Genomic DNA, 12781 nt, shown 5'->3' with positions numbered 1-12781 from the left:
GCCATAGCAGACGTCGTGAGGCACCAACCACAATGGCGACCTCCAGGAGAATGTCGGGGTCGTGGGAAGGGCCTTTTGGCCCGCGCGCCTTGCCCGTGACGTCATCCCGCCTTATCCCCGGATCATGCCCAAGACGCCCCTGATCTGCCCGTCCATCCTGGCCTCGGACTTCGCCAAATTGGGCGAGGAAGTCAGAGCGCTGGAGGCCGCCGGCGCCGACTGGATCCATGTCGACGTGATGGACGGCCATTTCGTGCCCAACATCACCCTCGGCCCGGATGTGGTGAAGGCGTTGAGGCCCCACACCGCCCTGCCGTTCGACGTGCACCTGATGGTCGCCCCGGTCGATCCGTGGCTGGAGGCCTACCGCGAGGCGGGCGCCGACATCCTGACCGTCCATCCCGAGAGCGGGCCCCACCTGCACCGGACCCTGGGGCGGATCCGGCAGCTGGGCGCCAGGGCCGGCGTGGTGCTGAACCCCGGCACGCCGTTGTCGGTGCTGGAGGATGTGATCGATCTGGTCGATCTGGTGCTGCTGATGTCGGTCAATCCGGGCTTCGGCGGACAGTCCTTCATTCCGTCGACGCTGAAGAAGATCAAACGGACCCGGGCCATGCTCGATGCGGCGGGCTCGAAAGCCCACCTGCAGATCGACGGAGGGGTGACGGCCGCCAACGCGGGGGCCTGCATCGCCGCCGGGGCGGATGCCCTCGTGGCCGGGACTGCCGTGTTCAAGGGCGGGCCGGACGCCTATGCGGCCAATATCGCCGCCCTCAAGGCAGCCTAGGTGAACCTGATCGGGCCCTTCGCCGACCGTAGTCCGTCCACGCCGAACGTCGGCGAGGGCGCCATTCCGGGCCTGCGCGGGGCGCCGGTCAGGACGCCGGTACGGTCCAGCGGGGTGACCACCGGCCCGGCCCTGTGGCCCGCCGTCGCCGGACGGGTGCTGACCCGCCAGATGTGGATCGAGCTGTATGGCCTGCCCGGCTATACGATGACTCTGTCGGCGGGCAAGGCCACGGCCTTCGCCGCCACGGCGCGCGATTTCCGACCCGCCGACATCAACCTGGGCAAGGCCGTGATGGGCGGGCGTTTCCCCCTGGCCGGATCGAATCTTGAGGCCGAGGCGCCCGCCGATCCGTGGAACCGGCCGAGCCCGTCGAAGGCCTTCGCCATCGACCTGCACGCCTTCGCCTGGATGCCCGGGCTGATGCTGCAGGGCGAACGCGGCGCGCGCGAGGCGCTGCGGCTGACCCTGGCCTGGGCCGACACCTTTTCGCGCTGGTCGCCCTTCGCCTGGGAGCCGCGGATCCTGGCGCGCCGGGTCTACAACCTGGCCTGCGCCGCCCGGAAGATGGGCGCCGTGGCGTCCGAGGCCGACAGGCTGAGGCTGGCCGATACCCTGGGGCGTCAGGCGCGGCAGTTGCTGCGGCCGCCGGGCGGACTGGCGGGCAAGGCCGAACGGCTGGTCGCGGCGGCCGTGGCCGGATGCGTGCTGGCGGGGCAGGCGGGATCGCGGTTGAGGAAGGCGGCGCTGGGACGCCTGCCCGGGGCGCTGAGGGTCACGGTTGCGGGAGACGGCGGCCACGCCTCACGTTCGCCCGAGGCCGGAATGGAGCTGTTGCTCGATCTTCTGACCCTGGACGACGCCCTGTCGCAGCTGTCGGAAGCGGCGCCGGAGGCCATGGGCGGTGCGATCATCCGCCTGACCACGGCGATGCGGCTGCAGGTGCTGCCGGACGGCCGGCTGGCGGGCTTCCAGGGCGGCGGGCCGTCGATCCCGGCCCGGGTCGCGGCCGCGCGAGCCCATGACGAACATGCCGAGGCGACCGCGTCCGCTGTGGGCTCGGTCGGCGGGTTGACACGGATTCGCTCGCCGCTGCTGACCATCGTCACCGACGCCGGTTCGCCGGGCAAAGGCGCCTGGTCCGAGGCGGCCTGCGCTCAGCCGCTGGCGCTGGAGATCGTCTGCGGCAAGGACCGGATCGTCACCGGGTGCGGCTGGACCCCTCGTGCGGCCGACCGCCCGGGCCTGAGGCTGACGCCCGGTCATTCGACGCTGACCCTGGGCGAACAGTCGTTCGCCGAACCGCTGGGCGGCTGGAAGGGCGAGCTGCTGGGACCGCGCCTGTATGGGCGGCCCCATCACACGACGTCGGAACGCCGGGACGGCGACGGGGCGGTGTGGCTGGAGGTCGAGCACGACGCCTGGGCCCAGCCGTTCGGCCTGATGCACCAGCGCCGGCTGTATCTGGACCAGAGGCTGGACGAATTGCGGGCCGAGGAGCGGCTGCACCCCGCGGCCGGAAATCGCGACGTGGTCCGGATCATCGCCGCCCCCTATGCCGTGCGCTTCCATCTGGAGCCGGGGGTGCAGGCGTCGCTGGCGCGCGATCGCCGGTCGATCCTGCTGCGCGGACATTCCGGGCGGGGCTGGTGGTTCCGCACAGACGGACCGGATGTCGCCATCGAACCGTCCGTGCACGTGGAGGAGGGGCTGACGCGACGCTCGTTGCAGGTCGTGGTTCGGGGCTCGGCGCGCACGGATGCTGAGACCAAGATCCGCTGGAAACTGAGCCCGGCGGGCGCGGCAGGCGACCCGAGCTAGAGCCTGGTCGTTTGAGACTGACGCGTGAATCCTGCTCCAGGTCCGCCCGTCAGGCGACCGGTGCGGCGGCCTTGGGCTTCTTCAGTTTCGGCGTCTTGGGGGCTTTCTTAGGTTTGGCCGCCTTCTCCGCCGCCTTCTCGGCCTTGCGGGCCTCCTTGGTGGCCTTCTTCAGGGCCTTGGCCTCGGCCTTCTCTGCATCGGGCGCGGCGTCGGCGGCGGCGGCGATCTCGGCCAGCATGTCGAGGAAACCGTCGCGCTTGGCCTTGGGCAAGAGGCCCATGATCCGCTTGTCTGCGGCCTCGACGCGAGGCCGGGCCTGATTCAGCAGGGCCTGACCTTCTTCCGACAGGCGTACGGCCTTGGCGCGGGCGTCGATCGCCGAGCGCTCTCGCGACAGCAGCCCCCTGGTGGTCATGCGGGCGACGAGGTCGGCCAGGGTCGAGCGGTCTATGCCGGTGGCGCGGACCAGGTCGGTCTGGGTCAGGCCTTCCTTGACGGAGACGGCCTCCATGACGGCGAATTGACGCTGGGTCGGGCCGCCATCGCCGGCTTCTTCGGAATAGATATCGAGCGCGAGCTGGAGCGCTCGATGCATCAGATGACTCGGGGAATCGGCGAGCGTTCCGGACCGCCGCGCCTGTTTGCCGGATTTCACCATGGCCGTATCCCTCTGCCGTATGCGGAGGGTTATCAGCGAGCCTTTACGATTTAACGACAGTGATGCGTCAACGGGCCGGCATGCCCGACCTCTCACCGTGCACCCCGGCGAAAAAAGTTCAGGGCGCCGTGTCGGGCCGTGCGGGCGCGGACGTATCGACGGGGTCGTCCGAGACCAGGTTCTTCATGATCAGCGGCACCTGGCTGAGACCGAAGACGGATGAGGCGATCCACAGGACGCCGCGGAAACTGACCCAGACGTCGGCCGGGTCGATGGTCATGTGACCGAGGCGGGCCGCGGCCCAGGCGACCAGGGCCTCGGACCGGACCCCTTCGTTGACGATGGCGACGGCCGCGAAATACAGGCCGTAGCGGAACGTCAGGGTGCGCCAGGCCGCGTCGTTGACCGGGATGACCGAGCCGAGGAGGGTCTTCAGCGGTTGTTTGCCGAGGTAGAGGCCGCCCAGCAGCGCGACGGCCAGCGAGGCGTTGAGCACCGTCACCTTCAGCTTCACGAACAGGTCGTCGTTGAAGACCAGGGTGAGGACGCCGAAGACCAGGGCGAACCCGCCGACCAGAAGCGGCATGAGGGCCAGACGTTTCTCGACCAGCAGGCCGACGGCCACGGCGACGCCCGAACCGGCCACCAGGCCCCAGGTGGCGTGGACAAGGGCCTCGTCGCCCGGCAGGCCGCGCACGCGGAAGAAGATGAAGGTCGCGGCGAAGGCGGCGAGGGCGCCGAAATCGACGACCTGACGGATCCAGGTCGGCGGACCCCGCTTGGGCTCGGGCAGGTCAGTCATGGTCTAGTCCTCGAGGCCGACGAGCGAGCGGGAGAAGGCGCGGGCGTCGAAGGGTTGCAGGTCGTCGATCCCCTCGCCCACGCCGATCAGCTTGATGGGGGCGTCGGAGGCCTGGGCGACGGGGACCAGAACGCCGCCGCGCGCCGTGCCGTCCAGCTTCGTCATGACGAGGCCGGAGACGAAGGCGGTGCGGCCGAAGATCTGTTCCTGGGCCAGGGCGTTCCTGCCCACGGTGGCGTCCAGCACCAGCAGGGTCTCGTGCGGGGCGTCCGGATCGATCTTCTTCAGAACGCGCACGATCTTGAGCAGTTCGTCCATCAGGGCGGACTTGTTCTGCAGCCGGCCGGCGGTGTCGATCAGGACGACGTCGTAGTCCTCTGCCCGGGCCCGGGTATAGGCGTCGAAGGCGAGACCGGCGGGGTCGGCGCCGTCGCGGCGGCTCTCGAAATGGGCCCCTGCGCGCTCGGCCCAGACCTTCAGCTGTTCGCGGGCGGCGGCGCGGAAGGTGTCACCGGCGACGATCATCACCTTTGCGCCCTTGCTCGTAAGGTCGGCGGCGATCTTGCCGAGGGTGGTGGTCTTGCCTGATCCGTTCACGCCGACGAACAGGACGACGAACGGCTTGATCCCGCCGGCCACGCCGTCGAGGCCGAGCGGATCGAAGGTCGCCTGACGCGGCAGGAGTTCGGCGGCGACGGCCTCGGCCAGGGCCTCCTTGACCTCGCGCTCGGAAGAGGCTCCGCCGAAGCGCAGGTCGCGGAACCGGGCGACGATCCGGTCGGTGGCGGCGGGGCCGAGGTCGCTTTCCAGCAGATGTTCCTCGAGGCCTTCGAGAGCGGCCTCCGACAGGGGCTCCTTCACGAAGGCGGAGACGACCTGTTCGGTCATCTGCTGGCTGGAGCGGGCCAGTCCCTGGCTGAGGCGCTGGAACCACCCCTTCTTGGGCGTGTCGGTCATGTCGCCCGATTAGCCGACCCTTCACGCCACGTCACGCCCACATAAATCCGTGCATCCCCGCGAAGGCGGGGACCCAGACCTTTGGGTGATGGATTCGACGGCGAGGTAAAATGGCAATCCCAGGCGCCGTACCTTACAAAAGCACTGGGTCCCCGCCTTCGCGGGGATGCACGGAATAGATGATGGCCAAGACTCACCCCTTCCATTCGCCCCGCACGCACGGCTTCGTCCGTGTCGCGGCGGCGACGCCGGTGGTCCACATCGCCGACCCTAAAGCGAATGCGGAGGAGCACCTGGCCCTGATCCGGCAGGCGGGCGAGCAGGGCGTGGACCTGATCGTCTTCCCCGAACTGTCGCTGAGCGGATACGCCATCGACGACCTGCACATGCAGGCGGCGCTGCTGGATGAGGTGGAGCGGCAGGTCGACGTCATCGCAGAAGCCGCCGATGAGGCCGGGCTGGTCGCCGTGGTCGGGGCGCCGATCCGCAACGGGGACGCCCTGTTCAACTGCGCGGTGGTGCTGGGCGGCGGGGCGGTGCTGGGGGTCGTGCCCAAGACCTATCTGCCGAACTACCGCGAATATTACGAGAAGCGCTGGTTCGCGCCGGCGGCGTCGCGGAGCGAGGATGCGGTCATCCTGGGCGGCGAGAGCGTGGATTTCGCGCCGGGCCTGATCTTCGAGGCGACCAACCGGCCGGGCTTCGTGTTCGCGGTCGAGATCTGCGAGGACTTCTGGGCGCCCTTGCCGCCGTCGACGCGGGCGGCGCTGGCGGGCGCACGGATCCTGCTGAACCTGTCGGCCTCCAACATCGTCATCGGCAAGGCCGACGAGCGGGCCCTGTTGTGCGCCAGCCAGTCGACCCGGACGCTGTCGGCCTATGCGTTCGCGGCCTCGGGATGGGGCGAAAGCACCACCGACCTGGCCTGGGACGGACAGGCGACGATCCACGAACTGGGCGCGAAATTGGCCGAAGGGCAGCGGTTCGTGATGACGGCTCACCTGACCGTGGCGGATGTCGACGTCGACCGGATCGGCATGGACCGGCTGCGGAACGGGACCTTCGCCGACTGTGCGCGGATCGAGGGCGAGGCGGCGACGGTGATTCCGTTCGAGGCGGCGGAGGAGCGGGAGACGGGCAGGCTGATACGCCCCCTCGACCGCTTCCCTTTCGTGCCGGACGATCCCCGGCGGCTCGACCAGGACTGCTACGAGGCCTTCAACATCCAGGTGCAGGGGCTGATGCGGCGGATGACGGCGACCGGCGCCGAGCGGCTGTGCATCGGCGTGTCGGGCGGGCTCGATTCGACCCAGGCCCTGCTGGTCGCCTGTGGCGCGTTCGACCGGCTGAAGCTGCCGAGGACCAACATCCTGGGCTTCACCATGCCCGGGTTCGCGACCTCGGACGGGACCAGGTCCAACGCCTGGGCGCTGATGACGGCCCTGGGGGTCACGGGCGAGGAGATCGACATCCGCCCGGCGGCAGAGCGGATGCTGGCCGATATCAAGCATCCGTATGCGGACGGCCAGCCGGTGCATGATATCACCTTCGAGAACGTGCAGGCAGGCTTGCGGACCGACTACCTGTTCCGGCTGGCGAACCAGAATCGGGCCTTCGTCCTGGGCACCGGCGACCTGTCGGAACTGGCCCTGGGCTGGGCGACCTATGGCGTCGGCGACCATATGAGCCACTACAACGTCAACGGCGGGGTGGCGAAGACCCTGATCCGGCACCTGATCCGCTGGGTCGCGGGGCGGGACGACATTGCCGCGGCGGCAGCCGTGCTGAACGCCATTCTGGACACGGAGATTTCGCCAGAGCTGGTGCCGGCGGGGACGGACGGGAAGCTCCAGTCGACGGAGGGGACGGTCGGTCCCTATGCGCTGAACGACTTCTTCCTGTTCCACATCACCCGCTTCGGCATGAGCCCGTCGAAAGTCGCCTACCTGTGCCATCAGGCCTGGGGCGACGTCTCGCGCGGCGAGTGGCCGGCGCATCATCCGCAGGCGGATCGGGTCGAATACGATCTGGCGACGATCAAGGTCTGGCTGCGGAAATTCCTTGTGCGCTTCTTCCAGACCAGCCAGTTCAAGCGATCGGCCCTGCCAAACGGGCCCAAGGTGGTGACGGGCGGGTCGCTGTCGCCGCGCGGCGACTGGCGGGCGCCGTCGGACGGGAATGCGCGGGTCTGGCTGGATGAGTTGGACGCGAACGTCCCGGACGCCTAGAGGACCGGGATGACCGAAGCCCCCACCAAAGATTCCAACGGCAACATCCTGTCGGACGGCGACAGCGTGACCCTGATCAAGGATCTGAAGGTCAAGGGATCGGGCGGGGTGACGCTGAAGCGCGGCGCCCTTGTCAAGAACATCCGCCTGACCGACGACACGGACGAGATCGAGGCCAATGTCGACAAGGTGCGCGGCCTGGTGCTGCGGACAGAGTTCGTGCGGAAGGCCTGATCTGTCTCCTCCCCGTCGCGTAGCGATGGGGAGGTGGCTCGGAGCGAAGCGAAGAGACGGAGGGGTTCTTCCAGCCGTTCAGAACCCCTCCGTCAACTCGCCAAGGGCTCGCCGCCACCTCCCCATTCGCAAAGAGGCGAACAGAGAGGAGACGTTCTACTGAACGTCCCGCAGGAATTCGAAGATCGCGGCCTTTGACTGCGGCTCGTCGAGCATGGGGGCGTGGCCGATGTCGGGAATCTCGGCGTAGCGCATCTCGGGGGCGGCCTTCTGCATCTTCGCGGCGATATCGGCGCCCAGCAGGTCCGAGGTCCCGCCCCGGATCAGCAGGGTCGGGCGCTTCTTCGCCAGCCGACGGAAGAAGGGCCACAGGTTGGGGACGAGGGCCTTGGCCCCGGCCGCGCGGATCGGGACGGCGATGTCCGGGTCGTAGTCGAGGACGGGCGAACCCTCCGTGCCGTCGCGGAAGGTGCGCCGTGCAAAGGCATCCCAGTCGGCGTCTGTGTAGTGCGGCAGGGCGATCTCATTGATGCGTTTCACATAGGCGGCGGCGGCGGCCCAGCTCGGGGTGTCGACCGGCTGGCCGGAATAGGCGGCGATGCGGGTCAGGCCCTCGGGCGACACCTGGGGGCCGATATCGTTGAGGATGGCGGCGGCGACGACGCGGCTCTTCAGAGCCGTGATCGCCATGGTGATCAGCCCGCCCATTGAGGTGCCGAGGAAGACGGCCCGCTCGATGCCGGCGGCCTCGAGCAGACCCAGAACGTCCTTGGCATAGACCGGCGGCTGGTAGGTCATCGGGTCGGTGGCGCGATCGGACTGGCCGCGCCCGCGCACGTCGAGCGCCAGGACCCGGCGGCCGCCACGCGCGATCAAGGGGGCGATGGCGTCAAAGTCGGCGGAGTTGCGCGTCAAGCCGTGAATGGCGATGACCGGCAGTTTCGCCGGACCGTCCGCCCCCGGATAGTCGCGGGCGAACAGGCTGAGCCCGTCGGACGAGGTCCAGCGACGCTCGGAATACAGGGTCGATTCGGCCATTGCGGCGCACTCCCAAGCCAGGACGCCCCCCGCGTCGACCGGAGCTTATTTCATCCCCCGGTGAACAGGCCAGTGAATTGCGATCACCCGCCGAGCAGGTCGCGGACGAAATGATCGAGATTGCCGCCCTCGAAGAGGAAGCCGGGCAGGCCGGCGCGGCGGGCGGCGTCCAGATCGCTCTGACGGTCGCCGATCAGGAAGGAGCGGGCCGGGTCGATGTCATGGTCGGCCATGGCGCGCAGGATCATGCCGGGGTTGGGCTTGCGGTCCGGATGGTCGGGGTGGAGCCACCTGGGATCCTCCGCCTCATTATGGAACGGGCAGGCATAGACGGCGCCGATGCGGGCGCCCTTGCCGGCCAGGCGACGGACGAGCAGGGCATTGAACCCCTCCATCTGTTCGAAGCTGAACAGGCCCCGCGCCACGCCGGACTGGTTGGTGACGATGACGACCAGATAGCCGAGGGCGTTCAGGCGGCGGACAGCGTCGGCCGCGCCGGGGATCAGGACCAGATGCTCTTCGAGGTGCGGATAGCCGCTGTCGGTGATCAGGACACCGTCGCGGTCGAGGAAGACGGCGGGATGGGTCGTGGGGGCAGTGTTCAAGGCGGCGGGCTCCGGATTCGGACGGTGCATGGAATAGGCAGGACCGTTGCAAGGCGCAACGCGAAGTGACCCCCTTGTGTTTGGCGTTGCGGCGCCCGGCGGGTTAGACGGCCCCACCTTCGAAGGTCGACCCCTGATCCGGGTTCAGCGCCGCCCCGTTTCGAGAGAGGTTCCCCATGAGCATCGCCTTCATCGACCTGCAGGCCCAGCGCCGCCGTCTGGGCGGCAAGATCGAGGCCGCCATGATGGCTGTTGTCGAGAGCGGGGCCTATGTCATGGGTCCGCCGGTGCGCGAGTTCGAGACGGCCCTGGCCGCGTTCGGCGGCGCGAAACATGCGCTGGGCTGCGCCAACGGGACCGAGGCCCTGGCCCTGCCGCTGATGGCCTGGGGCCTTCGGCCGGGAGACGCGGTCTTCGTGCCCAGCTTCACCTTCTGCGCCACGGCCGAGGTCGTGCCGTGGCTGGGCGCGACGCCCGTCTTTATCGACATCGACCCCCGCACCTACAACATCGACCCCGGCCACCTGGAGGCGGCCATCGAGGCGACGATCGCCGAGGGCAGGCTGAGGCCCCGCGTGGTGATCGCCGTCGACCTGTTCGGCCAGCCCGCCGACTATCCGGCCATAAAGGCGATCTGCGACCGGTACGGGCTGAAGCTGATCGCGGATTCGGCCCAGGGGTTCGGCTGCACCATCGACGGCGACCATCCCCTGAAATGGGCCGACGTGACGACGACCAGCTTCTTCCCGGCCAAGCCGCTGGGTTGTTACGGCGACGGCGGGGCGGTTCTGACCGACGACGATGATCTGGCCCAGGAGATCGACAGCTACCGCGTGCACGGCAAGGCGGTGGCCAAGGATCTGGTCGGCCGGACCTTTGAGCACGACACCAAATATCTGAACATGCGGGTCGGGATGAACTCGCGTCTGGACACGGTGCAGGCCGCCGTCCTGATCGAGAAGCTGAAGGTCTTCCCCCAGGAGATCGAATGGCGCACGCGGATCGCCGCTCGCTACAACGAACTGCTGGCGCCGCACGTCGCGGCCGTGCCGTATCTACCCGCCGGCAATGTCTCCAACTGGGCCCAGTACACGATCGAGCATCCGGACCGTGACGGTCTGGCGGCCCACCTGCGCGACCAGGGCGTGCCGTCGGCGGTCTACTATCCGATCCCGCTGCATCTGCAGCCGGCCTATGACATGCACCCGCGCGGCCCTCAGGGATTGCCGGTGACCGAGGCCTTGATGAAGGTAGTCATCAGCCTGCCGATGCACGCGGATCTGGACGAGGCGACCCAGGACCGGATCGTCGCCGCTGTCGCCAGCTACAAGGGCTAAGCACATGAACCCGACCCATCTGCACGCGCCGATCCGCACCGGCGTCGCCGGCGCCGGTGTCATGGGGCGCAACCACGCCCGCGTCCTGTCCGAGATGCGCGAGATCGACCTGGCCCTCGTCTTCGATCCCGACGCCGTGGTCGCCGAGGGCGTCGCCTCGGCCTATGGCGCGCATGCCGTCACCACCGCGGCAGAGTTCGTCGCGGGCGGGCTGGAAGCCGCCGTCATCGCCACGCCGAACCGCCATCATGCCGACCTCGGCGTCGCCCTGCTGGAAGCCGGGGTCCATGTGCTGGTCGAAAAGCCGATCGCCGCGACCGTGGCCGACGCCCAGCGGATGATCGACGCCGCCAAGGCCAATGACCGTGTGCTGATGGTCGGTCAGGTCGAGCGCTTCAACCCGGCGGTGGAGGCGGTCAAGCGCGCCATCGAGGGCGAGGACGTCATCTCCATCCAGATCACCCGCGTCGGCCCCTTCCCTCCCCGGATGGGCGAGGTCGGGGTGGTCATCGACCTCGCCGTGCACGACATCGACATCATCCGCCATCTGACCGGCTCGGAAATCGCCGAGGTCCAGCCACAGCTGTCCCGCACCCGCGCCGACCGCGAGGATACGGCCCTGCTTCAGTTCCGGCTGGAGAATGGCGTGATCGCCCACATCACCACCAACTGGGTCACCCCCTACAAGACCCGGACCCTGCAGGTCGCGACGCAGAGCAAGTTCGTCGTGGCCGACCTGATGACGCGTCAGGTCACCGAATATTTCGGCCAGCAGCCGGACGGCAGTTACTCCACGCGCGGCGTGATGAGCTGGCCCAACGAGCCGCTGAAGAAGGAGCTGGAAGCCTTCGCCCACGCGATCCGTACCGGCGAGACGCCCGCGGTCACGGGCGAGGACGGGATGCGGAACCTCGAGGTCGCCCTGAGGTGTCTGGGGGAATGAAGCTTCAGGCGGCCGTTCTCGAAAACGACTTCATCCGGCTGGAGCCGTTCGAGGACCGGCACAAGGAACCGCTGAGGCTGGCGTGCGACGCCGATCCGGAGCTGTGGCCCAATTTCTACTACACCTCGCTGGGCGGCGACCAATTCGACAGCGGTTGGCAGGCGATGCGGGTGCAGCAGGAGAAGGAGAGGCGGGTTCCGTTCGCCGTGATTCGCGAGGGCGAGGTCGTCGGCCTGTCGACCTTCATCAACATCGATCCGGCCAATCGCACGGTCGAGATCGGCACGACCTACTACCAGCCGTCGTCGCGTGGCGGTGTGGTGAACCCGGCGGCGAAGCGGCTGTTGCTGGAGCACGCCTTCGCCTGCGGGGCGGCTCGCGTCTCCTTCCAGGTCGATGCGATCAACCTGCGCAGCCAGGCGGCAATGGCGAAACTGGGCGCCGTGCGCGAAGGCGTCATGCGCAACGACAAGATCACCTGGACCGGCCGGGTAAGAAGCTCGGTGATCTTCTCCATCCTGGCGGAGGAATGGCCGGCGGTGCGCACAGCCCTGGACGCGCGGCTGGCGTCTTTTGGGAAAGCGGCTGACAGTCTAAATTAAGCTGCAGTCTCTGATCTTCGAGCCTGACGCCGAGCCTTGTTTACCTCAACCTGCCCCGGCAACGTGAAGACCGACTCCAAGAGCACGACAGTGAAATCTTCGAGGTCCCGAGCTTCGGCCTCTGACAGGCCGATGCTGGCATGGGCAGCATCATTTCCATCCTCACGAACGCAATCTGCAAGTTCCAGCAGGTTTTTCGGCAGCTTGTCGTTTTCGAACAGCCACTCAAGCCTCAACGCCAAGTCCTTCCGGCGCTTCCACGCTACAAAATTAGGGTGATCTTTGCTCTCATCCGCTGGTTGAGGAGGCAGCAATGACCGCGTCGCAGCATCCAAAACCTTCCTGAACATAGCGCCACTCGCATCGAAGCAGCCCATAGCCATACAGGTTGTCGCCTCCCTGAATATCGCTGCAATTTCTACAGGAGTATATTCTGGGACTGGGGCAGCATCTGGGATTGCGATGACCACGGATCTCTTTGTAAACACACTCTGAATATAAAGCCCGACCATCGTCATAGGCGACGTATCGGAGCGCGTATTGTAGAGCGCAAAAATACTAGTCAGGCAGCAGTTCCGGCACCTTACAAATGTTTCGAAAACGTCGCCGGGCAGCTTGTTCGCCGCGAGGATGTCTAGGGTCACATTTCTATTTGAGCAGCGAGGGCAGTCGCTGATCATCATGGGTCGTTCTGGTTGGGCCATGCGCTATTCCGATCTGCCCTCGAGGATCACGCAGCGCATCGATTCTTACAACACGCCTCTCTTGG

13 protein-coding genes are annotated in these 12781 nt (G+C 67.6%); 7 read left to right on the top strand and 6 right to left on the bottom strand.

Going from position 1 to position 12781, the window contains the following annotated elements; genetic code table 11:
• Nucleotides 1-124: 124 nt before the first annotated feature.
• Both rpe and ACP7AB_RS13955 read left to right on the top strand, forming a co-directional pair.
• Nucleotides 125-787: a ribulose-phosphate 3-epimerase gene (gene rpe, locus ACP7AB_RS13960; protein WP_425992400.1), complete on the top strand. Its 663-nt coding sequence runs from the start codon at nucleotides 125-127 to the stop codon at nucleotides 785-787.
• Entirely contained in the window at nucleotides 788-2608 is a 1821-nt protein-coding gene (locus ACP7AB_RS13955; RefSeq protein ID WP_425992402.1) for a heparinase II/III family protein, read from the top strand. It begins immediately after the preceding gene.
• A 49-nt stretch (nucleotides 2609-2657) separates the two neighbouring features.
• Here the strand turns inward: ACP7AB_RS13955 and ACP7AB_RS13950 are convergent, their stop codons facing one another.
• The 3 genes from ACP7AB_RS13950 to ftsY form a co-directional block, all read right to left on the bottom strand.
• Nucleotides 2658-3266 (bottom strand): MarR family winged helix-turn-helix transcriptional regulator, encoded by a 609-nt coding sequence (locus tag ACP7AB_RS13950; protein ID WP_425992404.1) that lies wholly within the window; start codon nucleotides 3264-3266, stop codon nucleotides 2658-2660.
• A 118-nt stretch (nucleotides 3267-3384) separates the two neighbouring features.
• Nucleotides 3385-4068, bottom strand: a complete 684-nt coding sequence (locus ACP7AB_RS13945; RefSeq protein WP_425992406.1) for an inner membrane-spanning protein YciB — start codon at nucleotides 4066-4068, stop codon at nucleotides 3385-3387.
• Between the two features lie 3 nt (nucleotides 4069-4071).
• Nucleotides 4072-5025 (bottom strand): signal recognition particle-docking protein FtsY, encoded by a 954-nt coding sequence (ftsY, locus tag ACP7AB_RS13940; protein ID WP_425992408.1) that lies wholly within the window; start codon nucleotides 5023-5025, stop codon nucleotides 4072-4074.
• A gap of 182 nt (nucleotides 5026-5207) precedes the next feature.
• On the opposite strand from ftsY, the gene ACP7AB_RS13935 reads away from it, so the two are divergent.
• Together ACP7AB_RS13935 and ACP7AB_RS13930 are read left to right on the top strand one after the other, a co-directional pair.
• Nucleotides 5208-7253: an NAD(+) synthase gene (locus ACP7AB_RS13935; protein WP_425992410.1), complete on the top strand. Its 2046-nt coding sequence runs from the start codon at nucleotides 5208-5210 to the stop codon at nucleotides 7251-7253.
• Nucleotides 7254-7262: 9 nt separating this feature from the next.
• Entirely contained in the window at nucleotides 7263-7487 is a 225-nt protein-coding gene (locus tag ACP7AB_RS13930) for an alkylphosphonate utilization protein (RefSeq protein ID WP_425992412.1), read from the top strand.
• Nucleotides 7488-7643: 156 nt separating this feature from the next.
• Here the strand turns inward: ACP7AB_RS13930 and ACP7AB_RS13925 are convergent, their stop codons facing one another.
• Both ACP7AB_RS13925 and ACP7AB_RS13920 read right to left on the bottom strand, forming a co-directional pair.
• Complete coding sequence (locus ACP7AB_RS13925) at nucleotides 7644-8525, bottom strand: alpha/beta fold hydrolase (protein ID WP_425992413.1); 882 nt, start codon at nucleotides 8523-8525, stop codon at nucleotides 7644-7646.
• 83 nt (nucleotides 8526-8608) lie between these two features.
• Nucleotides 8609-9160, bottom strand: a complete 552-nt coding sequence (locus ACP7AB_RS13920) for a D-glycero-alpha-D-manno-heptose-1,7-bisphosphate 7-phosphatase (RefSeq protein ID WP_425992415.1) — start codon at nucleotides 9158-9160, stop codon at nucleotides 8609-8611.
• Nucleotides 9161-9306: 146 nt separating this feature from the next.
• On the opposite strand from ACP7AB_RS13920, the gene ACP7AB_RS13915 reads away from it, so the two are divergent.
• The 3 genes from ACP7AB_RS13915 to ACP7AB_RS13905 are packed head-to-tail and all read left to right on the top strand — an operon-like array spanning nucleotide 9307 to nucleotide 12012.
• The gene (locus tag ACP7AB_RS13915; protein ID WP_425992417.1) at nucleotides 9307-10467 is read left to right on the top strand and encodes a DegT/DnrJ/EryC1/StrS family aminotransferase; all 1161 of its coding nucleotides are present in this window, start codon (nucleotides 9307-9309) and stop codon (nucleotides 10465-10467) included.
• 4 nt (nucleotides 10468-10471) lie between these two features.
• Complete coding sequence (locus ACP7AB_RS13910) at nucleotides 10472-11410, top strand: Gfo/Idh/MocA family protein (protein WP_425992419.1); 939 nt, start codon at nucleotides 10472-10474, stop codon at nucleotides 11408-11410.
• The gene (locus ACP7AB_RS13905; protein ID WP_425992421.1) at nucleotides 11407-12012 is read left to right on the top strand and encodes a GNAT family N-acetyltransferase; all 606 of its coding nucleotides are present in this window, start codon (nucleotides 11407-11409) and stop codon (nucleotides 12010-12012) included. The genes ACP7AB_RS13910 and ACP7AB_RS13905 overlap by 4 nt, the downstream gene beginning before the upstream one ends.
• On the opposite strand, the gene ACP7AB_RS13900 is transcribed toward ACP7AB_RS13905, so the two are convergent.
• Nucleotides 12009-12695, bottom strand: a complete 687-nt coding sequence (locus ACP7AB_RS13900) for a DUF4145 domain-containing protein (RefSeq protein WP_426046166.1) — start codon at nucleotides 12693-12695, stop codon at nucleotides 12009-12011. The two genes, ACP7AB_RS13905 and ACP7AB_RS13900, sit on opposite strands and share 4 nt — an antisense overlap.
• Between the last annotated feature and the right edge of the window lie 86 nt (nucleotides 12696-12781).

This window comes from Brevundimonas sp. TWP3-1-2b1 (genome assembly GCF_049896165.1).
Taxonomy (GTDB): Bacteria; Pseudomonadota; Alphaproteobacteria; order Caulobacterales; family Caulobacteraceae; genus Brevundimonas; species Brevundimonas subvibrioides_B.
Note: the sequence above shows the minus strand (reverse complement) of the source record. Positions and strands in the feature narration are given on the sequence as shown.